Annotated in this window: 18 protein-coding genes; 10 read left to right on the top strand and 8 right to left on the bottom strand. The window is 65.9% G+C overall.

The features are described from left to right. Positions 1-37: 37 nt before the first annotated feature. The 7 genes from AWB66_RS01555 to AWB66_RS01525 all read left to right on the top strand — a co-directional run bounded on the left by AWB66_RS01555 (position 38) and on the right by AWB66_RS01525 (position 6,064). On the top strand, positions 38-973 hold the full coding sequence (locus AWB66_RS01555) for an NAD(P)-dependent methylenetetrahydromethanopterin dehydrogenase (RefSeq protein ID WP_087628494.1): 936 nt from the start codon (positions 38-40) through the stop codon (positions 971-973). Then, a complete protein-coding gene (locus AWB66_RS01550; protein WP_087628493.1) occupies positions 973-2,160 on the top strand; it encodes an ATP-grasp domain-containing protein in 1,188 nt (395 codons plus the stop codon). Before AWB66_RS01555 ends, AWB66_RS01550 begins: the two co-directional genes overlap by 1 nt. Continuing rightward, positions 2,138-3,142 carry a methenyltetrahydromethanopterin cyclohydrolase gene (gene mch / locus AWB66_RS01545; protein ID WP_087628492.1) on the top strand — a complete coding sequence of 335 codons (1,005 nt, stop codon included), beginning with the start codon at positions 2,138-2,140 and terminating at the stop codon, positions 3,140-3,142. The genes AWB66_RS01550 and mch overlap by 23 nt, the downstream gene beginning before the upstream one ends. Continuing rightward, positions 3,139-4,101 carry an ATP-grasp domain-containing protein gene (locus tag AWB66_RS01540; protein WP_087628491.1) on the top strand — a complete coding sequence of 321 codons (963 nt, stop codon included), beginning with the start codon at positions 3,139-3,141 and terminating at the stop codon, positions 4,099-4,101. Before mch ends, AWB66_RS01540 begins: the two co-directional genes overlap by 4 nt. Next, complete coding sequence (locus tag AWB66_RS01535; protein ID WP_087628490.1) at positions 4,088-4,972, top strand: triphosphoribosyl-dephospho-CoA synthase; 885 nt, start codon at positions 4,088-4,090, stop codon at positions 4,970-4,972. Before AWB66_RS01540 ends, AWB66_RS01535 begins: the two co-directional genes overlap by 14 nt. Positions 4,973-5,078: 106 nt before the next feature. Next, the gene (gene fae / locus AWB66_RS01530; protein ID WP_087628489.1) at positions 5,079-5,588 is read left to right on the top strand and encodes a formaldehyde-activating enzyme; all 510 of its coding nucleotides are present in this window, start codon (positions 5,079-5,081) and stop codon (positions 5,586-5,588) included. A gap of 77 nt (positions 5,589-5,665) precedes the next feature. Beyond that, entirely contained in the window at positions 5,666-6,064 is a 399-nt protein-coding gene (locus tag AWB66_RS01525) for a hypothetical protein (RefSeq protein WP_087628488.1), read from the top strand. Between the two features lie 10 nt (positions 6,065-6,074). On the opposite strand, the gene AWB66_RS01520 is transcribed toward AWB66_RS01525, so the two are convergent. Then, positions 6,075-6,566 (bottom strand): dihydroneopterin aldolase, encoded by a 492-nt coding sequence (locus AWB66_RS01520; RefSeq protein WP_235020944.1) that lies wholly within the window; start codon positions 6,564-6,566, stop codon positions 6,075-6,077. Positions 6,567-6,904: 338 nt separating this feature from the next. Here AWB66_RS01520 and AWB66_RS01515 point away from each other — a divergent pair, with 338 nt between their 5' ends. The 3 genes from AWB66_RS01515 to AWB66_RS01505 are packed head-to-tail and all read left to right on the top strand — an operon-like array spanning position 6,905 to position 10,901. Then, positions 6,905-8,944, top strand: a complete 2,040-nt coding sequence (locus AWB66_RS01515; RefSeq protein WP_087628487.1) for a sigma-54-dependent Fis family transcriptional regulator — start codon at positions 6,905-6,907, stop codon at positions 8,942-8,944. Beyond that, positions 8,941-9,540 carry a flavoprotein gene (locus AWB66_RS01510; protein ID WP_087628486.1) on the top strand — a complete coding sequence of 200 codons (600 nt, stop codon included), beginning with the start codon at positions 8,941-8,943 and terminating at the stop codon, positions 9,538-9,540. Before AWB66_RS01515 ends, AWB66_RS01510 begins: the two co-directional genes overlap by 4 nt. Beyond that, positions 9,519-10,901 (top strand): DUF6513 domain-containing protein, encoded by a 1,383-nt coding sequence (locus AWB66_RS01505; RefSeq protein ID WP_087628485.1) that lies wholly within the window; start codon positions 9,519-9,521, stop codon positions 10,899-10,901. The genes AWB66_RS01510 and AWB66_RS01505 overlap by 22 nt, the downstream gene beginning before the upstream one ends. A 100-nt stretch (positions 10,902-11,001) precedes the next feature. On the opposite strand, the gene AWB66_RS01500 is transcribed toward AWB66_RS01505, so the two are convergent. From AWB66_RS01500 to cbbX, 7 genes are all read right to left on the bottom strand, one after another. Continuing rightward, positions 11,002-16,257, bottom strand: coding sequence for a YadA-like family protein (locus AWB66_RS01500; RefSeq protein ID WP_235020943.1), 5,256 nt, complete (start codon positions 16,255-16,257; stop codon positions 11,002-11,004). Between the two features lie 48 nt (positions 16,258-16,305). After that, positions 16,306-16,410, bottom strand: coding sequence for an ESPR domain-containing protein (locus AWB66_RS35060; RefSeq protein ID WP_087628483.1), 105 nt, complete (start codon positions 16,408-16,410; stop codon positions 16,306-16,308). A gap of 419 nt (positions 16,411-16,829) precedes the next feature. Then, on the bottom strand, positions 16,830-17,867 hold the full coding sequence (fba, locus tag AWB66_RS01490; protein ID WP_087628482.1) for a class II fructose-bisphosphate aldolase: 1,038 nt from the start codon (positions 17,865-17,867) through the stop codon (positions 16,830-16,832). After that, positions 17,867-19,930, bottom strand: a complete 2,064-nt coding sequence (gene tkt / locus AWB66_RS01485; protein ID WP_087628481.1) for a transketolase — start codon at positions 19,928-19,930, stop codon at positions 17,867-17,869. Before tkt ends, fba begins: the two co-directional genes overlap by 1 nt. Before the next feature lie 35 nt (positions 19,931-19,965). Beyond that, a complete protein-coding gene (locus AWB66_RS01480) occupies positions 19,966-20,838 on the bottom strand; it encodes a phosphoribulokinase (RefSeq protein WP_087628480.1) in 873 nt (290 codons plus the stop codon). Between the two features lie 45 nt (positions 20,839-20,883). After that, positions 20,884-21,963 carry a class 1 fructose-bisphosphatase gene (locus AWB66_RS01475; protein WP_087628479.1) on the bottom strand — a complete coding sequence of 360 codons (1,080 nt, stop codon included), beginning with the start codon at positions 21,961-21,963 and terminating at the stop codon, positions 20,884-20,886. An 18-nt stretch (positions 21,964-21,981) separates the two neighbouring features. Further along, the gene (gene cbbX / locus AWB66_RS01470) at positions 21,982-22,926 is read right to left on the bottom strand and encodes a CbbX protein (RefSeq protein ID WP_087628478.1); all 945 of its coding nucleotides are present in this window, start codon (positions 22,924-22,926) and stop codon (positions 21,982-21,984) included. Between the last annotated feature and the right edge of the window lie 3 nt (positions 22,927-22,929).

Genomic DNA, 22,929 nt, shown 5'->3' with positions numbered 1-22,929 from the left:
CGTCCTGCCGCCGCAAAAACCCAAGCGAGCTGACTCCATGCCCGAAGCCAACGAAAGCATTCCAAGGCCCTTCATCCTGCACATGTTCACGGCCACGCCGCAGATGAGCCCGTTCGACGTCAACATGGCCGCCGACGCCGGTTATCAGATCGTCGTTCCGTACTGCAACGTCGACGAGGACAGCGTCGTGCAGTTGACGCAGGACGCGATCTTCTCGCGCGGGCCGAAAGGCGTCTCGCGCACGGGCATCTTCATCGGCGGGCGCGACGTGATGCTCGCCGCCGACATGCTCGACCGCGCGCGCCAGGCGATGGTGCCGCCGTTTGAAGTCTCCGTGTTCGCCGACCCGAGCGGCTCGTACACCACGGCGGCGGCGCTCGTCGCGCTGGTCGAGCGGCATCTGAAGGCGGAGCACAACGTCGAACTGGGCGGCCGGCGCGTGCTGATCCTCGGCGGCACGGGCGCGGTCGGGCGCGTGGCGGCGGCGATGGCGGCCTCGCTCGGCGCGGACGTCGCGATCGCGAGTCATTCGAGCCAGTCGCGCGCGACGCAGGTCAGCGACGAGATCAACCGCCGCTTCGACATCGCGACCTCGGGCGTCGCGACCGGCAACCCCGAGCAACTGCACCGCGAACTGGCGCGCGCGGAAGTCGTGTTCGCGACGGCCGTGGCGGGCGTCCAGGTGATGAGCGCCGCCGATCTCGCGTTCGCGAAAAACCTGCTGGTCGCCGCCGACGTCAACGCGGTGCCGCCCGAAGGCATCGCCGGCGTGAACGTGATGGACGACGGCAAGCCGCTCGCGGGCGCGGCGCGTTCCGACGCGATCGGCATCGGCGCGCTCGCGATCGGCAACGTCAAGTATCAGGTGGAGCACCGGCTCTTTGTGCGGATGCGCACGAGCAACAAGCCGGTGTATCTCGGCTTCCCCGAAGCGTTCGACGAAGCCCGCGCGATCGCCGCCGGCCTCGGCTGATGCACGCGAGCACGCCTTTCTCGCGCGCGCCGTGCGTCGCGGTCGCGGGGCTGTCGGCGCGGATGCTCGCGCAGGCGGCGGCGCGCGCGGGGCTGAACCCGGTCGCGCTCGATCTGTTCGGCGACCGCGACACGCGCGAGCACGCGAGCGCGTGGTTCGACATCGGCGGCGAGGGGCTTTCGATCGACCGCGCGCGCCTGCTCGAAGCGCTCGAACGCGCGACGCGCCTGCCGCGCATGCTCGGCTTCATCGTGACGAGCGGCATCGAGCCGCATCTGGACGCGCTCTTGCGGCATGGCGCGCGCTTGCCGAGATTGATCGGTAATGGCGCCGAAGCGACGGCGGCCGTGCGCGATCCGCGACGGTTTTTCGCGCTGCTGGACGAGTTGGGAATCGCGCATCCAGAGGTTGCTTTTTCGCGGCCCGCGAATCCAGAAGGCTGGATCGTGAAGCATGCCGATGGCTGCGGCGGCGTGCATATCGAAGCCGCGACTTCGAGCGCCGGCGATGGATATTTCCAGCGCCTCGCGCCCGGCCGGTCGATGTCCGCGCTGTTCGTCGGCGCGCGCCGCGAGGCGACGCTGATCGGCTTCGCGGAGCAACTGAGCGTCGAGGCGGGCGCGCTGCCGTTCGTGCATGCCGGTTCGCTCGGTCCCGTCGACCTGCCGCGCGAAACGGCGCACAGGCTGGAAGAAGCGATCCGCGCCATCGTCTGGCGCACCTGCCTCGCGGGGCTGAACAGCATCGACTTCCTGCTCGACGGCGACGCGATCCGCGTGCTCGAAATCAACGCGCGCCCCTCGTCGACGATGACGCTCTACGACGCCGCATGGCCCACCGTCTGGCCGCGCGGCCTGATCGGCTGCCACATCGACGCGTGCCTCGACGGCCTCTTGCCCGCCGAACCGCCCGCGCCGCCGCGCCGGGCGGGCCAGCGCGTGGTCTTCGCGCCGCGCGGCTTCGTCGTGTCGCCGGCTTTCAGCGACGCCTGTCTCGGCGATCCCGCCTGCCACGACGTGCCGCACGCCGGCACGCGCATCGAAGCGGGGCAGCCGGTCTGCACGCTCGTCGTGACGGCGCCCTCCGTCGATGCCGTGCGCCGCGACATCGAACGCCAGCACGCGCTTCTCCTGCAACGCATCGAAACCTGCCACGAGTTTCCCCATGACGTCATGCCAACCCATTGATCCCGCGCGGCCCTTGAGCGTGAACGCGCTCGCCGAGCGCCTCGTCGCGCGTCTCGTCGATGAAGCCGCGCGCTTCGGCGTGACGGTCACGCGTACCGAAGGCGGCTCGACGATCGTCGATGCGGGCGTCGATGCGCCCGGCGGCGTCGAAGCGGGCCTCCTGATCGCGCGCATCTGCATGGGCGGGCTGGGACGCGTCGAGCGGCGCATGAGCGACGACGCCGAGCCGTTCTGGCCGAGCCTCGTCGAAGTCCATACCTCGACGCCGGTGCTCGCCTGCCTCGGTAGCCAGTACGCGGGCTGGAGCCTTTCCGCGAGCAAGGAGGAGACGGGCGGCAAGAAGTTCTTCTCGCTCGGCTCGGGGCCGGCGCGCGCGCTCGCCGTGAAGGAACCGCTCTTCGACGAACTCGGCTACCGCGACCGCCACGACCGCGGCGCGCTGGTCATGGAAGTGGACCGCCTGCCGCCGCAGATCGTGATTGACAAAGTGCTGCGCGACTGCGCGCTCGCGCCGGAAAACCTGACGATCGTGGTCACGCCGACACACTCTGTCGCGGGCACGGTGCAGGTCGTGGCGCGCGTCGTCGAGGTTGCGCTGCACAAGACGCACGTGCTCGGCGTCGATCTCGCGGAAGTCGTCGAAGGGAGCGGGACCGCGCCGCTGCCGCCGCCCTCGCCCGACGGCATTCAGGCGATGGGCCGCACCAACGACGCGATCCTCTACGGCGGCCGCGTGCATCTGACCGTGAAGCACGACGCGGTGGCCGAGCGGCTCGCCGCCGAGCTGCCGTCGAAGAATGCGCGCGACTACGGACGGCCGTTCGCGGACATCTTCACGTCGTTCAACTACGACTTCTATCAGATCGACGCCGCGCTCTTCGCGCCCGCCGAAGTGTGGGTGAGCAGCCTCGAAAGCGGCGCGACGTGGCACGGCGGACGCATCGACGAAGCGCTCCTGCGCGCGCAGTGGGGAAAACCATGAGCGGGGCTTTGCGCATCGCGATCATGACCGACGAAACCGGCTGGCACACGTCGCGCCTGAAGAAAGCGTTTCGCGCGCGCGGCGCCGAGGCGCGCTGCGTCGATCTGGCCGACTGCCGCATCGACACGACCTGGGCGCCGCACGGCCTCGCGATCCCCGGCTTCGGCCACGCGCTGCCCGACGCGGTGTTCGTGCGCGGCATCGCGGGCGGCACGTTCGAGCAGGTGACGATGCGGCTCGGCATCCTGCACGCGCTGCGCGAATGCGGCGTGCCGGTCTACAACGACGCGCGCGCGATCGAGCGCAGCGTCGACAAGTCGATGACGAGCCTTCTCCTCCATCGCCACGGCGTGCCGACGCCCGCCACGTGGGCCGGCGAATCGGCCGCGTTCGCGCAGCGCGTGCTGATGCGCGAGGCGGCGGCCGGACGCAAGGTCGTGATGAAACCGCTCTTCGGTTCGCAGGGCAAGGGCTTGCGGCGGCTCGGCGCGAACGCGCGCGGCCGGCTCGCGCCGTTGCCGTCGCTGCGGGCATTCAGCGAAGTCGCGTACTTGCAGCGCTATGTCGAAGGCGGCCAGCCCGGCTTCGACTGGCGCGTGCTGGTCGTCGGCGGACGGGCGGTCGCGGCGATGCGGCGGGTCGGCGGCCAAGGCTGGATTCACAACTTCGCGCAGGGCGCCGCGTGCGAGCCGGCGCTCCTGACCGACGCGCTCGCCGCGACCGCCATCCGCGCGACCGAAGCGCTCGGCCTCGACTACGCGGGCGTCGACCTGATTCCCGCGCACGACGATCCGGCGAGCCCGCTGGTGCTCGAAGTGAACGGCGTCGCGGCATGGCGCGGGCTGCAATCGGTGACGAAACTCGACATCGCCGCCGCGCTCGTCGACGACCTGCTGGATCGCAAGCTCGCGGATTCGCGCGCGCCCGTCGCGCTCGCGAGTGGCGATGCGCCCCGCTGAAACCGCCGCGCGCGATGCGTTCTTGCGCGCGTGCGAACTGGACGTCGAGACGCCGAAGCCCGGCAACGTGAGCATCGCGAGCGCGGGACACGGCATGAGCGCCGCGCAGTTCATCGCGAGCGCGCAGGCGGCGGCCGGCGCGCTGTTCGTGCCCGGCGCGCGCGTCGGCACGCGCATTCTCGACGCCATGACGCGCACGCTGGACGTCGCCGGCTGCAACACGAATCTCGGCATCGTGCTGCTCGTCGCGCCGCTCGCGGCCGCGCTCGACGACCTCGCGCCGCCGCTATCCGAGCGCGCATGGCAAGACGCGACGGAACGCGTGCTCGCGCGCCTCACCCTAGACGACGCCCGCGCCGCCTATCGCGCGATTGCGCTGGCGAACCCGGGCGGCCTCGGCGATGCGCCCGAACAGTCGGTCCACGCCGAACCGAGCGTCGATCTGCGCGCGGCGATGGCGCTCGCCGCCGGTCGCGACAGCATCGCGCGTCAGTATGCGAACGGCTTTCGCGACGTCTTCGAGACGGGGCTCGTGGCGGTCGCGACTGCGCCGGCCAATTCCCCGCAAGCGATCACGCTGGACGTGTTCCTGAGCTTTCTTGCCGGCTGGCCGGATTCGCACATTGTGCGCAAGCAGGGTGTGACGGTGGCGCAAAGTGTCACGGGAGAAGCGGAGCGTCATCGTGCGCGATGGCGCACGGCGGCGGACGCGCGCGAGCTTGCGTCGTGGGACGCACAGCTCAAGGCGCGCGGCATCAATCCGGGCACGAGCGCCGATCTGACGGTCGCGACGCTCTTCGTCGCGGGATGCCTCGACCCGGCGCGCACCGGCGTCGGCGCGGCGCGCGGATGCGATTGGCACGGATCATGATAGGTACACCACGTTCTGCCCACCTTGAGTCTTGCGCGGCCGGAACACGGGCGTCGCGAGTTGTCTGCAAATCGAATATCCGAGACCTATTCACTGGAGGAACAGCATGGCCAAGATCAATCGTGTCATGGTAGGAGAGTCGCTCATCGGCGACGGCAACGAGGTCGCCCACATCGACTTGATTATCGGACCGCGAGGTTCCGCTGCCGAGACCGCGTTCTGCAACGCGCTCACCAACAACAAGGACGGCTTCACGTCGCTGCTCGCCGTCGTCGCGCCGAATCTGCTCACGAAGCCGAACACGATCCTCTTCAACAAGGTGACGATCAAGGGCGCGAAGCAGGCGGTGCAGATGTTCGGCCCGGCGCAGCATGCGGTGGCGCTCGCGGTGGCGGACAGCGTCGAGGACGGCACGATCCCGGCGGACGAAGCGGACGACCTGTTCATCTGCGTCGGCGTTTTCATCCACTGGCAGGCGGAAGACGATAAGAAGATTCAGGAGTACAACTATAAGGCGACGCGCGAAGCGCTGCAGCGCGCCGTGGCCGGCGAGCCGAGCGCGAAGGACGTCGTCGCTAAGAAAGGCAGCGCGGCCCACCCGTTCGCGCCGAACTGACTGCTGGCGGTGATCCGCGCGGCCGGGCGCGTTCCTGGCCGCGCGATTCCGACGATCAACGATCCGAGGTTTTTCGCATGACATTACGACGTCGCGCGCTGCTGGCTCTCGCCTGCCTCTCGCTCGTTTCGCCGGTCGCGTTCGCGGCGGATAAAACCGCGGCGACGACCACGGCGCAGAGCCACGATTACCCGACACAGGGTCGCGTGGAGTACGTGCTCGGCTGCATGGACGACAACGGTCACGACTTCGTGAACGTCTACAAATGCTCGTGCGCGATCGACCGCATCGCGGCCAAGCTTCCTTATGACGATTTCGTCGAGCAGTCGACGTTTTCGAAGTACGCGACGCTTGGCGGCGAAGGCGGCGCGGAGTTTCGCGTCGACCGCGCGAAGGCGCAGACCAAGAAGTTCCGCGCGCTGCAAGCTGAAGCGTATCGGGCTTGCGGTATCGGACAGGCCGCTGCGTTGAAGTGACCGTGCGCGTCTAGTTCGGAATCAGCCCCTCGCCGAGCGATGCGTAAGTCGCCGCTCCGCGCGGACGGCGCCGCTCGATCAGCACACCGACGGCATCGACGTCGTCGAACTTGGCGGGCTTCGCCAGCGACACGCGCACCCAGTGCGCACCGAAATCCGCGATCAGCAACTGCGCGATCCGTTCCGCGAGCGCCTCCAGCAGACGCACGCCGTGCGAAGCAAAGAGCGCGTGCAGCGCCTCGCGCACGGCGGCGTAGTTGATCGTGTCCTCGATGCGATCCGTCCTGCATGCGCGGATCGCCGGCACGCCGATAGCAAGACTCAGCCGCACCGGCTGCGGTTCGTGCAGCTCGCTGCTGTCGATGCCGATCACCGTGCTTCCCGTCAGCCCCTCGATATAGACGATGTCCATCGGCGTGTGCTCGCGATCATGTTGCGTCGCGGCATCGAAGGCCGGCGCATCGGGGAAACGGGAATGGGCAATCGCGTCGAAACGGTCCATGTCGATATGCTCCGCCGCGCGCGCGGCTCGAAGGGTTGGTGTTTGCCCGAGGTTCCGGTGCAAGTCCGGTGAAGCGCAAGCAAAAAGCGGGCAAGATCACGTTGGTCTGCGCGACTACTTATTGAACAAGCGCGCCATCGGATGTACAGTTTTGCGATAGTTTCGCGGTGGCCGGTCCGGCTGGCGGCATTGTCAGCCCGCGCCGCGCGGTGTGCATGCGTTCAGCTCTTCATTAGTCGTGATAGAAACGCAGCGCAAGGGGAATCACAACATACTAGGCGCCGAATGAAATCCGCGGACCATGCGGCACGCTTCGGACGCCAGGGAGACAGGCCCCCATGTCGTCGCTCGCTGACATCGATACACATGTCCGAGAAGTACTGAACATCGTCAACAACCCGCTCGCCGCGCGTGCCGCGAGCGACTCCGTTGCGCAATCGTGGATCCGCTGCCTGAACGAGTTCAGACTCGACCCCGCGCGCTTCGTGATGCCACCCGTGCTGACGCAGCCGGAACTCGTCGACCGCCGCGAAGCCGCGAGCGATTTGATCGCGTGCTCCAGGCTCGAAATGACCACGCTGTACCAGCAACTCGCGGACCCGGAACTCGCGGTCGTCCTCGTCGATGCGGACGGCGTGATCGTGCATCAGGTGTCGTCGGTGCCGTTCGGCGAGGCGGTCGCGGCCGACGGGCTGCGCGTCGGCGCGCTCTGGAGCGAGCGCGAAGCCGGCACCAACGGCATGGGCACCTGCCTCATGGAACGCGACTGCATCGCGGTGTGCCAGCACGAACATTTCTATCCGCGCTACACGTCGCTCACCTGCTCGGCCGCGCCGATCTTCGACGATCGCGGCACGATCGTCGGCGTGCTCGACGTCACGAGCCGCTCGAAGCTCTTGCAGCAGCATTCGCTCGTGCTCGTCGGCATGTCGCGGCAGATGATCGAAAACCGCCTGATCGACGCGCGCTACCGTCACGCGAACATGATCCACTTTCACAGCCGGCCCGAGTTCGTCGGCACGCTGCACGCGGGCAAGCTCGCCGTCAGCGACGACGGCGTCGTGCTCGCCGCGAGCCGCAGCGCGCTCTTCCAGCTCGACTTCCGTTCGCCCGCCGAGTTGTGCGGCAAGCGCATCGAGGAAGCGTTCAACGCGTCGCTCGAAGACATGATCGCGCGCAGCATTCGTGGCTCGTTCCACCCGGTGACGGTGTACAGCGCGAAGGCGAACAGTCGCTTCTTCCTGACCGCGCAGACGCCGCGCGACGCCGCCAAGAGCTCGACGCGCATCCTGCTCAGCGATCCGGTTTCCGCTGCGTCGCGCGCGAAGGCGGTCAAGAAGGACGCGCGCGAGACGACCGGACGTCTAGACAAGCTCTCACACCTCGAATTCGGCGATCCGCGCATGGCCTCGCAGATCCAGCTCGCGGCGCGCGTGATCCAGCGCAAGATTCCGATCATCCTGCGCGGCCAGACCGGCACCGGCAAGGAAGTGTTCGCCAACGCGCTGCACAGCATCAGCCCGAACAGCGGCGGAACGTTCGTCGCGGTGAATTGCGCGTCGCTGCCGGAGAACCTGATCGAAAGCGAACTGTTCGGCTATCGCGCGGGCGCCTTCACCGGCGCGCAACGCGAAGGAAGGCGCGGCAAGATCGTGCAGGCGAACAACGGCACACTGTTCCTCGATGAAATCGGCGACATGCCGATGGCGCTGCAAGCGCGCCTCTTGCGCGTGCTGGAAGAGCACGAGGTCACGCCGCTCGGCGCGGAAACCACGGTCAAGGTGGATTTCCAGCTCATCAGCGCGAGCCACCGCAACCTGCTCGAACTGGTGCAGACCGGCGTGTTCCGCGAGGACTTGTACTACCGGCTGAACGGCATCGAAATCAATCTGCCGCCGCTGCGCGAACGCGCCGATGCGCTCGCGCTCATCAATCACATCCTCGAAAGCGAAACCGAAGACCCGCCGACGCTCAGTGCCGAAGCGCGGCACGTGCTGCTCAATTACGCGTGGCCGGGCAACATCCGCCAGTTGCGCCATGTGTTGCAGATGGCGATTGCGCTGTGCGACGGGCCCGAGATCAGGTGCATGCACCTGCCTGCCGATATCGTGAACGGCAACGCGCCGCAGCGCATGCCGGCGGCTCCCGTCCCGCCGCAATCGGCGCCGCATCTCGCCGACGACGCCGACACCTCGGCGCTGAACGCGATCCAGGTGCGTGAGCGCGAGACGGTGCTCTCGCTGCTCGACGAGCATCGCTGGAACGTGAGCAACGTCGCGAAGGTGCTCGGCATCAGCCGCAACACGCTGTACCGGAAGATGCACAGGCTGCATATCCGGCTGTCGCACGACGGACCATCGACCGCGTCCGACGCATGAGCGAACACACGCCCGCCCGAAGGCTCGACGAGTTCAAGCCCGACGCGCGCTTCGCATGGTGCGTGACCGGGTCCGGTCACATGATCGAGGAGTCCATCGACCTCGCGCTGAAACTGCCGGGCGTCGATCTCTTCTTGTCGTCGGCGGGCGAGGAAGTGCTGCCGCTCTACGGCTGGCCCGTGCCGAAGTTGCGCGAGCATTTCCGCGTGTTCCGCGACAACAGCGCGAGCAGCGTGCCCGTCGGCATGCTGTATCAGGGCGACTATCACACGGTCGTGATCGCACCCGCGACGAGCAACACGGTCGCGAAGTGCGCGCTCGGCATCTCCGATACGCTGCCGACCAACCTCTATGCGCAAGCCGGCAAGCAATGCGTGCCGGGCATCGTTTTCGCATGCGATACCGCGCCGAGCGTCATCACGCAGAGTCCGCACGAGTGGGTCGAGGTGCGGCCGCGCGCGATCGAATTCGAGAACGTCGAGCGGCTCGCCCGGATCGAGCACACGACCGTCGCGCGCTCACTCGACGACCTGAAGGCGGCGCTCGATCAACGGCTCTCGAACCTCGGGCTCGCATGGAACACATCGTCTTCCTGACTGGCCGTCTCGCCGAAAAAAGTCTGTATCAGGTGCTCGAAGGCATGCAGCCGACGCCGTTCTCGTGGGAAGTGCGCGAGATCGGTTTGCAGGTCGCGGGGCTCATGACGGCCGACATGATCCGGCGACGCGTCGCCGCGCCTGTCGAGGCGAACCGCATCATCGTGCCCGGCCGATGCCGCGGCGATCTCGATGCGCTCGCGCAGCACTATGGCGTGAGCGTCGAACGCGGACCCGAAGAAGTGAAGGACCTGCCGCAGTTCTTCGGCCGCGAAGCGAAGCACTTCGACCTGTCGCGCTACGAGACCGAGATTTTCGCGGAGATCGTCGATGCGCCGCGTCTCGATCTCGATGGCATCGCCGCGCGCGCGCGCGAGTATGCGCGGCAAGGCGCGGACGTGATCGACATCGGCTGTCTTCCGGAGACGCCCTTTGCGCATCTCGAAGACGCGGTGCGCATGCTGAAGGAACAGGGTTATCGCGTGAGCGTCGATTCGATGCTTACCGACGAACTCGTGCGCGGCGGCCGCGCGGGCGCGGATTATCTGATGAGCCTGAACGTCGATACGTTGTGGGTCGCGGACGAAGTGGCATCGACGCCGATACTCGTCGCGCGCGAACCGGGCGATCCGGCTTCGCTCGATGCGGCCATCGACGCCATGACGAAGCGCTCGCGCGCCTTTCTCGCCGACCCGATCCTAGATCCCGTTCCGTTCGGCCTCGCGGCGTCGATCGCACGCTATGTCGCGCTGCGCGAGCGTTATCCCGATGTCGCGATCATGATGGGCATCGGCAACGTCACCGAGCTGACCGAGGCGGACACGAGCGGCATCAACGCGGTGCTGCTCGGGATGGCGGCGGAGTTGCGCGTCGCGGCGGTGTTGACGACGTCGGTGAGCCTGCACGCGCGGCGTGCGGTACGCGAAGCCGACGTCGCCCGCCGCGTCATGCATGCGGCGCGCGAGGCGCAGGTGCTGCCGAAAGGCATCTCGGGCGATCTGTCTGCGCTGCATGCGAAGCGGCCGTTTCCTTATAGCGCGGCGGAAATCGACGAGTTAGCGGCTGCGGTCCGCGATCCGAATTTCCGCGTGCAAGTGGCTAACGATGGCATCCATGTCTATAACCGCGACGGTCATCAGACGGCGAATGATCCGTTCGAGCTTTACCCATCGCTGAATGTAGGGAACGACGGCGGGCATGCGTTCTATCTCGGCGTGCAACTCGCGCGCGCGGAGATCGCGTGGCAGCTGGGCAAGCGCTTCGATCAGGATCAGCCGCTCGACTGGGGATGCGAAGTGGACCGCGTCGAAGAGGATCTGATGGCGTGGCATGCGCCCGGGGCGACGAAAAAGAAAGGTTGATCGATCGACATGAAAAAGCCCCTTGCGGACTTTCGTCCACAAGGGGCTGTCTGCTTTCGGCACCGCGAAGCTTGCGCTCCGCGGCACGACTGCCGTGCGATTACCAGTGGTAGCCTGCGCCCGCCGACACGCCGTAATCACCGTGAGCGGTGGTCGAACCGGTTACCTTGATGGCGACCCGGCCGCTCTCCGACAGCGCCGACACACCCAGTGCGACCGCGGATTGCCCGTGGTACGAGCTGCCCGCCACCGCCATCATGCCGCGACCCGGCAGCGTCGCCTGCGGCAAGCCTGCGATCGCCATCGCCGCTGCCGTGCCGGCGTAGCTGTCACGCTGCACAGCGTTGATGCGCGAATCCGTGTAGGCGTCCGCTGTCGCGACGCCGCCCGCCACCGCGCCCTGCATCTGCGCAAAGTTGACCGCGTCGGTGGGTTGCGTGCCCGCGGCGACGTTCGTGATCTGACGTTCGTTGCCGACCGCGCCGACCGAGACCGAATTCGGCCGGTCCGTCGTCGAATTGGCACCGATCGCGACCGCGTTGTCGTGGCTCGCCGTTGCGCCCGAGCCGATGGCCGTGCTGTTGCTTGCACTGGCCGTCGCGTGCGCACCGAGCGCCACGCTGTTGTCGCCTGACGCCGACGCGTTCGCGCCGACAGCGACCGCATGCGTGCCGGAGGCCTGCGCCGCTTCGCCCGCCGTAGCGCCGGCCGCCGCGACAATGTCACCGGCCTGCGCTGCATTCGCCACGGTGCTCTCGATCTGGCTTTGCAGATTGTAGAGCTGCGAACCGTTGACGGCTTCCGTGCTGTCGGCTGAGATCGTTCCGTCGCCGACGTTGGCGATCGTCACCGGTGCGTGCGACGCGTCGGTGCCGCCGAGCGTGACCTTGCCTTGCGACGCGTCGTCGTACTTGATCGCGTTGTTGTCGGCTTGAGCAACCGTGGCGCTCAGGCCGTCGACCTTCGAGGAGACGCTCTTCAACTGCGCGACGTTCACCGCGTCCTGATCGGCCGAGCCTGCGGCCACGCCGGTGATCTGGCGGTTGCCGACGTTCACCTCGCCCGCCGACGATTGCGGTGCAGCAAGACCGAATGCCGCGTAATTCACCTGCGCGCCGACGGTCGTTGCAGAACCCGCGCCCAGCGCGACGCTGTTCGCAAAGTTCGCCTGCGCGCCGCGTCCGAGCGCGAGTGCGTCATTCGCGGAAGCCGTCGCCGAGTAACCGACAGCCGTCGATCCGATGCCTTGAGCATGTGCATCGTCGGGAGGAAGGCCACTGTCGTTGGTCCGCGAGTAGGTCACGCCGCTTCCGTTGTTCGCCACATACGCGTCGCTCGTGTTGCCAGCGAGCGCGTAGAGTTGCGCGCCATTGACGGCATCGGTGCTGTCGGCCGCCAGACGACCGGCCTTCACGTTGGTGATGAGCGTACCGTTCGTGCCTTTCAGCGTGATGGCGTCCTTGCTGGAGCCGGCGTCGTATGTCAGGGCATCGAGTGCATTGCCGTTCGCATCGACGACGCCGGTGGCTTTCAACTGGGCGAGGTTCACTGCGTCCGTGTTGTCCGTGCCAGCAGCGATGTTCTTGAGCTGCGTGCCGGTTGCACCTGCGAAGGTCACGGTCGAATGATTCGAGCTTGCGTCATAGGTCACGACGGGCAATGCATTGCCGCTCGCATCGACGAGGCCTGATGCCTTCAACTGACCGACGTTGGCTGCATCGGTGTCCGCGACGCCCGCTTTCACGTTCGAGATGATCGTGCCTGACGTGCCTGCGAGCGTGATCGTGCTCTTCGATGCGTTGTCGTACTTCACGGCCGCGGCATCGAGTGCGCTCAGTTGGGATTGGGCGCTGGCGATGTCGGTCGTGTTGGTTGTTACACGCGTGTCCAGACCTGCGATCGCCGTCGTGTTCGCCGTCACGTTCGTGTTGGTCGTGTTCAACTGATCGCCGGTCACTGCATCGGTGCTGCCTGCGGCGATCAAACCCGCCTTCAGGTTCGTCAGCGTCGTGCCGGATGTACCCGCCAACGTGATCGTGTCCTTCGAGGCACTGTCGTATTTCACCGCTGCGGCATCGAGTGCGCTCAACTGCGACTGCGCGCTTGCGATGTCCGTCGTGTTGGTCGTCACACGCGTGTCCAGACCCGCGATGTCCGTCGTGTTCGCCGTCACGTTCGTGTTGGTCGTGTTCAACTGATCGCCCGTTACCGCATCGGTGCTGCCTGCGGCGATGGAACCCGCCTTCAGGTTCGTCAGCGTCGTGCCTGCCGTGCCTGCCGGCGTGATCGTGTCCTTCGCGCTCGTGTCGTATGTCACACCCGACAGCGGATTACCATTCGCATCGACGAGGCCCGAAGCCTTCAACTGACCGACGTTGGCTGCATCGGTGTCCGCGACGCCCGCTTTCACGTTCGAGATGATCGTGCCTGCCGTGCCCGCCAGCGTGATTGTGTCCTTCGATGCGCTGTCGTACTTCACGGCTGCGGCATCGAGTGCGCTCAGTTGCGACTGGGCGCTGGCGATGTCGGTCGTGTTGGTCGTCACGCGCGTGTCCAGACCTGCGATCGCCGTCGTGTTCGACGTTACGTTCGCATTCGTCGTGTTTAACTGATCACCGGTCACCGCGTCCGTGCTGCCTGCGGCGATCGAACCCGCCTTCAGATTCGTCAGCGTCGTGCCTGACGTGCCTGCGAGCGTGATCGTGTCCTTCGACGCGCTGTCGTACTTCACGGCTGCGGCATCGAGTGCGCTCACACGCGTGTCCAGACCTGCGATTGCAGTCGTGTTCGCCGTCACGTTCGAGTTCGTCGTGTTCAACTGATCGCCCGTCACTGCGTCGGTACTGCCTGCTGCGATCGAACCGGCCTTCAGGTTCGTGATCGTCGTGCCTGCCGTGCCTGCCAACGTGATCGTGTCCTTCGACGCGCTGTCGTACTTCACGGCTGCGGCATCGAGTGCGCTCAACTGCGACTGCGCGCTCGTCAGATCAGCCGTGTTCGACGCTACCGTCGTGTTCAGGCTGTCGATGTCAGTCGTATTTTGGGTCACGCGCGTGTCGAGACCCGCGATCGCCGTCGTATTCGCCGTTACGTTCGTGTTGGTCGTGTTCAACTGATCGCCCGTCACCGCATCCGTGCTGCCTGCGGCGATCGAACCGGCCTTCAGGTTCGTGATCGTCGTGCCGGATGTACCAGCCAGCGTGATCGTGTCCTTCGACGCGCTGTCGTACTTCACGGCGGCGGCATCAAGTGCGCTCAATTGCGACTGCGCGCTTGTGATGTCCGTCGTGTTGGTCGTCACGCGCGTGTCCAGACCCGCGATTGCAGTCGTGTTCGCCGTCACGTTCGTGTTGGTCGTGTTCAACTGATCGCCCGTCACTGCGTCGGTACTGCCTGCGGCGATCGAACCGGCCTTCAGGTTCGTCAGCGTCGTGCCCGACGTGCCTGCCAACGTGATCGTGTCCTTCGACGCGCCGTCGTACTTCACGGCTGCGGCATCGAGTGCGCTCAACTGCGACTGCGCGCTCGTCAGATCAGCCGTGTTCGACGCGACGGTCGTGTTCAGGCTGTCGATGTCAGTCGTATTTTGGGTCACACGCGTGTCCAGACCCGCGATCGCCGTCGTATTCGCCCCCACGTTCGCATTCGTCGTGTTCAACTGATCACCGGTCACCGCATCGGTGCTTCCCGCGGCGATCGAGCCCGCCTTCAGGTTCGTCAGCGTCGTGCCCGACGTGCCTGCTAGCGTGATCGTGTCCTTCGATGCACTGTCGTACTTCACCGCGCTCGCCGCCTGGCCCGCCAGATCCGCCAGCGCCGAACCCACGTTGTTGTACGTGTTGCTGCCCACCGCGTAGCTGGGGTTCGAGATAGCGCCGGTGGTCGCGTTATAGCTCGCGCCGCCGCCCAGCGCCGATGCCGTGGTCGCACCTTCCTGGTTGACCTTTGCATCTTCCGACTTCAATTGGCTCACGTTCACGGCATCGGTTGCCGCGTAGCCGGGCGCCACGTTCGTGATGCGGCGTTCCTTGTTCGCCAAACCTACCGACACTTCGCCATTCGCCGTCGATGCGACGCCAGACAACGCCGTCGATCCCGGGTTGTAGCCTGCCTGGGTCAGGTCGGCGGTGGTCGTCGACTTGTTGCCGAGTGCGACGCTGTTGCCCGCAGATGCCGTGGCATAGGGGCCGATGGCCGCAGCGCTACTGCCCGACGAAGTGGCGTAATATCCCAGCGCGACGGATGTAGAGGCGGAAGAATTGGCGTTGTTGCCGATGGCGACGCTGTTGGAGCCGGACGCAACCGTCGGGTTGCTACCGGGCCAGCTCCCGCTCACAGCGATCGAGCCATACGCAGTGGCAGTCGCCCCGCCGCCCAATGCCGTTGTATACCAGGATGAGGCTGTTGCGCCGTTCCCGATTGCCGTCGTGCCCGCCCATACCGCATTGGCATTCGCACCAAGCGCGGTATTGTTATACCCGTTCGTAATCGGGTTGCCCGCGATGGCACCGGGTCCGATCGCAACGTTTTGGTAGGCTGAGGAATTGCCGACGGTCGCTGCACCGGAGCCGATCGCTATCGACGAATTGCCAACTGCCGTGGCTGCGGCATAGCTACCGCCCGCACTGCCTATGGCAATAGCGCCCGCACCACTGCCGAGTGCCGAAGCCTGCTCGCCAATCGCAATGGAAGCGCCCGCGGTGCTCGTGCTCCGGCCACCGAGCGCGATGGCGTTCGTTCCGTTCGCAACGGCCGAATTCCCCATCGCGAGCGCATCGGCCGTGCTCGCTTGCGCGCCGCCGCCGATCGCCACTGCATCCGTCCCCGTGGCAGACGCATCCGCCAACGACGAGTTCGTGCGGAAGTACTTGATTCCGCCACCGCTCGTGATGCCGTTCAGCGTCGTCGTCAAACCCGCGACGTTCGTATTGGTGGTGTTCAACTGGTCGCCGTTCACCGCATCGGTGCTGCCCACACCAAGGGTTCCCGCCGCCACGCCGACGATCTTGTTCGCCGCGCCCGTCGTTCCGGGGCCGCTGAAGAGACTCAGGCCGCCGTGAATATACGCAGCCGGGCTGCCCGCCGTCACGCCCGTGCCGAATACTTCGAGGCCGCCGTTCACGAACGCGCCATGCGCGTCCGAGATGAAATTCAGACCGCTACCGAGGCCGGCCGCAGCAGCCGTACCCGCGCCGAGTGCGGTCGCACACGCTGCGGTGCCAGTTACCGCCGATGTCGTGCCATCCGCGTTGATCGAGGTGCACGCGTTCGACGTGCCATCGTTGAAGAGCGCCTGACTCGCGGCATACGCGCCGTGGGAAACGAACATCGAACCTGCGCCGGCAATGGTCGCCATGAGCGCGGTCACGGACATGACCGCCGACACCGCCTTGCGTCCGCTCGTCTACTTCGTGTGGCCCTTCGCAAGCTCGGAGGTCGCCGTCCATGTGCGCGTGACCTGGTTCCATACCGTTTTGTAGATTCTGTTCACAGTCCAAATTCCTGGCATCTTGACTGACCGGTCAGCGTGGCAATTTCGTTGGGCGGCCACCTTGGCGCGCTTCAAAAATCAAGCATCGGTCGTGTCGGGTTGAGTACAACTTCGAGCGGGGCGATAACCGGCCTTTTCACCGGAAAATTTCCCTTGAAGCTCGGCGCGTATTTCAGCGCGCTTGTCTCAAGCCACGAATAGGACACATCTCAATCAATCGGGCATTTAAATTAGGCATCCTCCTATGTAAATCTGAGCATCCGGTGCGTCGGCGCACCATCGGGCATCCAGCGACGGACCCCGCGATGCGAACTTCGCTTTTCATTACACGATGCGACAAAACGCTACACCTCAAAACGACAGGTTAGCGTCGCGATGCGTCTGCACTCCCAAACATCTAAGGATAGATGGCGACGCATCCGGCCACGTCCGCTTCCTCAGTGATACCGCTGCGCCATCGCCTCCAGCGGCATCGGCTTGATGCGCTCGGCCTGGCCCGCGCAACCGAACGCCTCGAAGCGCGCCTTGCATAGATCGCGCGCCGCCGCCGTCGCCGCCTTGAGCGCGTGCCGCGGATCGAACTCCGAGCGCGCCGACGCCAGCGCGCGCCGCATCGCGCCATTCATGGCGAGCCGGATGTCGGTGTCGATGTTCACCTTGCGCACGCCGTGCCGGATTCCGCGCTGGATCTCCTCGACCGGCACGCCGTATGTCTCCGAAAGCTCGCCGCCGAATTCGCGGATCGTCGCGAGCCATTCCTGCGGCACCGACGACGACCCGTGCATCACGAGATGCGTGTTCGGAATGCGCTCGTGAATTTCGACGATGCGGTCGATCGCGAGGATGTCGCCAGTCGGCTGGCGGCTGAACTTGTACGCGCCATGCGATGTGCCGATGGCGATCGCGAGCGCATCGACGCCCGTTGCTTCGACGAAGGCCTGCGCCTGTTCGGGATCAGTGAGCAGTTCGTCGCGAGAGAGCGTGCCTTGCGCGCCCACGCCGTCCTCCTCGCCCGCCGCGCCCGTTTCGAGCGAGCCGAGACAGCCGAGTTCGCCCTCCACCGACACGCCCACCGAATGCGCCGCCTCGACGACGCGGCGGCTTACGTCGACGTTGTAGTCGTAGGCGGCGGGCGTCTTTTGGTCGGGCATGAGCGAGCCGTCCATCATCACCGACGTGAAGCCCGAGCGGATCGCCTGCTGGCACACCGAAGGACTCGCGCCATGATCCTGATGCAGCACGACGGGCAAATCCGGATGCGCCTCGATGGCCGCGAGCACCAGATGCCGCAGATACGGCTCGCCCGCGTACTTGCGCGCGCCCGCCGACGCCTGCAGGATGACCGGGCTCTTCGTGGCTTGAGCAGCCTGCATGATGGCCTGCACCTGCTCCATGTTGTTGACGTTGAACGCGGGCACGCCGTAGCCGTGCTCGGCCGCATGATCCAGCAATTGACGCAGGGCGATGAAGGCCATCACAGGCTCCTTGAGGACGTCACGACACGTTGCACTTCATCGACGACGGCGCCGATGGTGAGCCCGAAATGCTCGAAGAGCGCGGAGGCGGGCGCGGACTCGCCGAAGGTATCGATGCCGACGACGCCGCCTTCCAGCCCCACGTATTGCCGCCAGAACGCAGTGACCCCCGCTTCGACCGCGACGCGCGGCACGCCCGGCGGCAGCACGCGTTCGCGCCATGCGAACGACTGCCGGTCGAAGACATTGGTCGATGGCATGGACACCACGCGCGCGAGGATGCCCGCTTCGCGCAGCGGTTCGATGGCGCCGAGCGCGAGCGCGACTTCGGAGCCGGTCGCGATCAGCACGACGCATTTGTCATTCGGACCCGATGCGTCCGGCCAGTCGCGCAACACATAGCCGCCGCGTTCGATCGCATCGACCTGCTGTTCGCTGCGCGCGACGAACGGCAGGTTCTGGCGACTGAGCAACAAGCACGACGGCCGGTCGCGATCCACCGCGCTGACCCACGCCTGCGCGGTCTCGACCGTGTCGCACGGACGCCATACGTCGAGACCGGGGATGAGTCTTAACGAAGCCGCATGCTCGACGGACTGATGCGTCGGACCGTCCTCGCCAAGGCCGATCGAATCGTGCGTGAAGACGAAGGCGGTGCGCGTCTTCATCAGCGCCGCCATGCGCAGCGCGTTGCGTGAATAGTCGGAGAAGGTGAGGAACGTGCCGCCGAACGGCAGATAACCGCGATGCAGCGCGACTCCGTTGAGCACCGCGCTCATGCCGAACTCCCGCACGCCGAAGTGGATATAGTTGCATGGCGAACTACTTTCAACCGGCTGCAGGTCGATGGCATCTTTCCAGCGGGTGAGGTTCGAGCCCGTCAGATCCGCCGATCCGCCGAGCAACTCGGGCAACGCGCGCGCGAGTCCTTCGATCGCGTTCTGCGATGCCTTGCGTGTCGCGATGGATTGCGCCTCGCGGTTCGCGTCGCCGACCAGCGCACGCGCCGCCTGGCGCCATCCGGCGGGCAACGCGCCGCGCGCGCGCCGTTCGAACTCGGCGGCCTGGTCGGGATAGTGTGCACGGTACGCTTCGAAGCGCTGTGTCCAATCGGATTCGGCTGCCGCGCCTGTCTCGCGCGCATCCCACGCATGCCGTATCGACGAAGGGATCTCGAACGGCGCATGCGGCCAGTCCAGCGCTTCGCGCGTTGCGGCGGCCTCCTTCGCGCCGAGCGGCGCGCCGTGCACGTCGTGCGTTCCCGCCATCGACGGCGCGCCCTTACCGATCACCGTCTTGCAGCAAATGAGCGTCGGCTGCTGCGAGGTGCGCGCTTCACGCAACGCGCGATCGACGGCGTCGACATCGTGACCGTCGACGTCGCGCAGCACGTTCCACCCGTACGCCGCGAAGCGCGCGGGCGTGTCGTCGGCGAACCATTGCGCGACGTAGCCGTCGATCGAGATGCCGTTGTCGTCGTAAAGCACGACGAGCTTGCCGAGTCCAAAGGTGCCCGCGAGCGACGCTGCTTCGTGCGAAATCCCTTCCATCAGACAGCCGTCGCCGACGAACGCATAAGTCCGGTGATCGACGATCTCATGACCGGGCCGGTTGAACTCGCGTGCGAAGAGCGCCTCGGCGAGTGCCATGCCGACCGCATTTGCAAAGCCTTGTCCGAGCGGTCCGGTCGTCGTCTCGACGCCCGGCGTCACGCCCACTTCCGGATGTCCCGGCGTCTTGCTGTGCAACTGGCGAAAGCGCTTCAGTTCGTCGATGGAGAGGTCATACCCCGTCAGATGCAACAGGCCGTAGAGCAGCATCGACCCATGTCCGTTCGACAACACGAAGCGATCTCGGTCGGGCCAATCGGGATTGCGCGGATTGTGCTTCAGGTGCCGGTCCCACAGCGCGACCGCGATCTCGGCCATGCCCATCGGCATGCCGGGATGCCCGGAGTTCGCCTGCTGGACCGCATCGACGGCGAGCATGCGCAGCGCATTCGCCATCGACCGCGTGTCGGCGCGCGTCGCTGGCCGGTCGAGTGTTTCAGCCACGGCATTCATGGATGCCTCCTTGTCTACGAGTCGAAGAAATCGGTTCAGGCGCGTGCGCAGCGGTCGCGCAACTGCAGGATCATCGGCGTGAAGATGAGCTGCATCGCGAGTCCCATCTTGCCGCCCGGCACGACGATCACGTTCGGCCGCGACATGAACGAGTCGTGCAGCATGGTGAGGAGATACGGGAAGTCGATGCCCTTCGGCCGCGTAAAGCGAATCACGACGAAGCTCTCGTCCGGCTGCGGAATCTCGCGGGCGGTGAACGGGTTGGAGGTGTCCACGGTCGGCACGCGCTGGAAGTTCACATGCGTGCGCGAGAACTGCGGACAGATGTAATTCACGTAGTCGGGCATGCGGCGCAGGATCGTATCGACGACCGCCTCATGCGAATAGCCGCGCATCGTCTGGTCCCGATGCAGCTTCTGAATCCATTCGAGGTTGATGATCGGCACGACGCCGACGAGCAGATCGGCGTGACGCGCGACATCGACCTTTTCCGTGACGGCCGCGCCGTGCAGGCCCTCGTAGAACATCAGGTCGGTGCCCTGCGCGATGTCTTCCCACGGCGTGAAGGTGCCCGCGTCCTGCCTGAAATGGGCGGCTTCGGCGTCGTCGTGGATATAGCGGCGAAGCTTGCCGGTGCCGCTTTCGCCGTAGCTCGCAAACAGTTGCTCCAGTTCTTCGAGCAGGTTCGCTTCCGGGCCGAAATGGCTGAAGTTGACGAGGCCATCGCGCTCGCTCTGCTTCATCGCCTCGCGCATGCCGAGGCGGTCGTAGCGATGGAACGCGTCGCCTTCGACGATCTGCGCGTTGATGCGCTCGCGCCTGAAGATGTGCGTGAAGCTTTTCATGACCGTGGTCGTGCCGGCGCCGCTCGAACCGGTCACTGCGATGATCGGATGCTTGACTGACATGCGCTTGTCTCCCTTGTCTAGTGGTCCATCTGCGCGTTTGCAAGCTCACACCGGATCGGGCAGAAACAGCGACCGCTCGTTAAAGAGCGGCGACGTATAGGGCTTGTCCTCCCCGCGATCGTATTCGCCGTGATAGCGGCCGATGCGCGCCACTTCGTTCTTCGATCCGAGAATCACCGGCACGCGTTCATGCAGCGCGCGCGGCTTCACATCCAAGATGCGTTCGCGCCCGGTGATCGACATGCCGCCCGCCTGCTCGACGAGAAAGCTCATCGGGCTCGCCTCGTAAAGCATGCGCAGGCGTCCCTGCATCGCGGGAGTCTTGAAGTCGCGCGGATACATGAACACGCCGCCGCGCATCAGGATGCGATGCACTTCGGCCACCATCGAAGCGATCCATCGCATGTTGAAGTCGCGCTCGCGGCAGCCGCTCCTGCCGTCCTTGCACTCCTGCACGTAGCGACGCACGGGCGGCTCCCAGAACCGCTCGTTCGATGCGTTGATCGCGAACTCGCACGAGTCCTCGGGGATGCGGATATCGGAATGCGTGAGTACGAAGTTGCCGACATCACGCTCCAGCGTGAACCCGTGCGTGCCGTTGCCGACGGAGAGGACGAGCATCGTCGAGGGGCCGTAGATCGCATAGCCCGCGGCCACTTGTTCACGGCCTGGGCGCAAGAAGCCAGCTTCGCCAGACTCGCCGTTCACACGCAGCACCGAGAAGATCGAACCGACGACGCCGTTGATGTCGATATTCGACGACCCGTCGAGCGGATCGAAAGCGAGCAGATACTCGCCGCGCGGATAGGCTTCAGGAATCTCATAGACGCCCTCCATTTCCTCGGACACCATGCCCGCGAGTAGGCCGTCCCACTCGCAGTGCTGAAGGAAAATGTCGTTGGTCGCGAGGTCGAGCTTCTTCTGCTCGTCGCCGTGCGCGTTGACGCTTTGCGCCGATCCGTAGTTGCCGGCGAGCGCGCCTTTAGTGAGCGCGGCCGAGATGGTCTTGATCGACGCGGCTACGTCGATCAGGAGCGCCGATAACCCGATCTGCGATTGCGGCCCGGGCTTGCGGTCGAGCGTGTCGATGAGGAATTTCGAAAGGGTCGTTCGTCCGTCCTGCATGGCACTCTCCTTGGAGGTCTATCGAATCGGGTCGGGCGGCGGCGTATCGAACACGCGGCTTGCGAGGATGTCGCTCGCGGCGATGAGTGTCAGCGCGTCGCTGCCGGTCGGCTTGCCGCCTTGCAGCGCATCCGCGAAGAGGCGGTTCGCCTGACGCAGCCGCGCGCGGTCGAGCGCATTGCGCACCGATCGCGCGTTCGCGAAGTTGGGCAGCGCGATACGATGCGCGAGGTAGTCTTCGAACGCGCCGCGCGAACTGTCGTCGAGCCGGTAGTGCATGGCGCCAAGCATGCGTTCTGCGATTTGCAGCAGCTCGGCGGCGTCGTAATCGGGGAACGTGATGTGATGCGCGATGCGCGAGCGAAAGCCGGGATTGCTCCTGAAGAACGTATCCATGCGGTCTTCGTAACCAGCGAGGATCACGACGAGATCCTCGCGCTGGTTCTCCATTGTCTGGAGCAGGATCTCGATGGCTTCCTGCCCGTAGTCGCGCTCGTTCTCCGGGCGATACAGGTAGTACGCTTCGTCGATGAAGAGCACGCCGCCCATCGCGCGCTTGAGCACGTCGCGCGTTTTCGGCGCGGTATGACCGATGTACTGGCCGACGAGATCGTCGCGCGTCACCGAGACCAGATGATTGCGCCGGATATAGCCGAGCCGGTGCAGCACTTCGGCCATGCGCAGCGCGACGGTCGTCTTGCCGGTGCCGGGGTTGCCTGAGAAGCACATGTGCAGCGTGGGCGCGCCGCTCGCGAGGCCGAGCGTGTCGCGCGCGCGCTCCACGAGCAGATGCGCGGCGATCTCGCGGATGCGCGTCTTCACGGGCACGAGGCCGACGAGATCGCGGTCGAGTTCCGCGAGGACGTCGCCGATGCCGGAGTCGCGAAAGAGCGCGACGAGATCGACGTGCGGCGCTGTTGCGGCTGTCTCTTCCGACCTGTCGAGGATGGCTTCGGCGGACATCGT

This window comes from Caballeronia telluris (assembly GCF_001544495.1).
Classification (GTDB): domain Bacteria; phylum Pseudomonadota; class Gammaproteobacteria; order Burkholderiales; family Burkholderiaceae; genus Caballeronia; species Caballeronia telluris.
This window is presented reverse-complemented; position numbering and strand designations above follow the sequence as displayed.

Excerpts from the sequence above, each read along its gene's own strand:
- AWB66_RS01510 (WP_087628486.1), top strand. The coding sequence starts at position 8,941 with ATGAGCGAACACACGCCCGCCCGAAGGCTCGACGAGTTCAAGCCCGAC.
- AWB66_RS01525 (WP_087628488.1), top strand. The coding sequence starts at position 5,666 with ATGACATTACGACGTCGCGCGCTGCTGGCTCTCGCCTGCCTCTCGCTC.
- AWB66_RS01550 (WP_087628493.1), top strand. The coding sequence starts at position 973 with ATGCACGCGAGCACGCCTTTCTCGCGCGCGCCGTGCGTCGCGGTCGCG.
- cbbX (WP_087628478.1), bottom strand. The coding sequence starts at position 22,926 with ATGTCCGCCGAAGCCATCCTCGACAGGTCGGAAGAGACAGCCGCAACA.
- mch (WP_087628492.1), top strand. The coding sequence starts at position 2,138 with ATGACGTCATGCCAACCCATTGATCCCGCGCGGCCCTTGAGCGTGAAC.
- AWB66_RS01540 (WP_087628491.1), top strand. The coding sequence starts at position 3,139 with ATGAGCGGGGCTTTGCGCATCGCGATCATGACCGACGAAACCGGCTGG.
- tkt (WP_087628481.1), bottom strand. The coding sequence starts at position 19,930 with ATGAATGCCGTGGCTGAAACACTCGACCGGCCAGCGACGCGCGCCGAC.
- AWB66_RS01475 (WP_087628479.1), bottom strand. The coding sequence starts at position 21,963 with ATGCAGGACGGACGAACGACCCTTTCGAAATTCCTCATCGACACGCTC.
- AWB66_RS01505 (WP_087628485.1), top strand. The coding sequence starts at position 9,519 with ATGGAACACATCGTCTTCCTGACTGGCCGTCTCGCCGAAAAAAGTCTG.
- fae (WP_087628489.1), top strand. The coding sequence starts at position 5,079 with ATGGCCAAGATCAATCGTGTCATGGTAGGAGAGTCGCTCATCGGCGAC.
- AWB66_RS35060 (WP_087628483.1), bottom strand. The coding sequence starts at position 16,410 with ATGCCAGGAATTTGGACTGTGAACAGAATCTACAAAACGGTATGGAAC.
- AWB66_RS01520 (WP_235020944.1), bottom strand. The coding sequence starts at position 6,566 with ATGGACCGTTTCGACGCGATTGCCCATTCCCGTTTCCCCGATGCGCCG.
- AWB66_RS01500 (WP_235020943.1), bottom strand. The coding sequence starts at position 16,257 with ATGGCGACCATTGCCGGCGCAGGTTCGATGTTCGTTTCCCACGGCGCG.
- AWB66_RS01535 (WP_087628490.1), top strand. The coding sequence starts at position 4,088 with ATGCGCCCCGCTGAAACCGCCGCGCGCGATGCGTTCTTGCGCGCGTGC.
- AWB66_RS01515 (WP_087628487.1), top strand. The coding sequence starts at position 6,905 with ATGTCGTCGCTCGCTGACATCGATACACATGTCCGAGAAGTACTGAAC.
- fba (WP_087628482.1), bottom strand. The coding sequence starts at position 17,867 with ATGGCCTTCATCGCCCTGCGTCAATTGCTGGATCATGCGGCCGAGCAC.
- AWB66_RS01480 (WP_087628480.1), bottom strand. The coding sequence starts at position 20,838 with ATGTCAGTCAAGCATCCGATCATCGCAGTGACCGGTTCGAGCGGCGCC.
- AWB66_RS01555 (WP_087628494.1), top strand. The coding sequence starts at position 38 with ATGCCCGAAGCCAACGAAAGCATTCCAAGGCCCTTCATCCTGCACATG.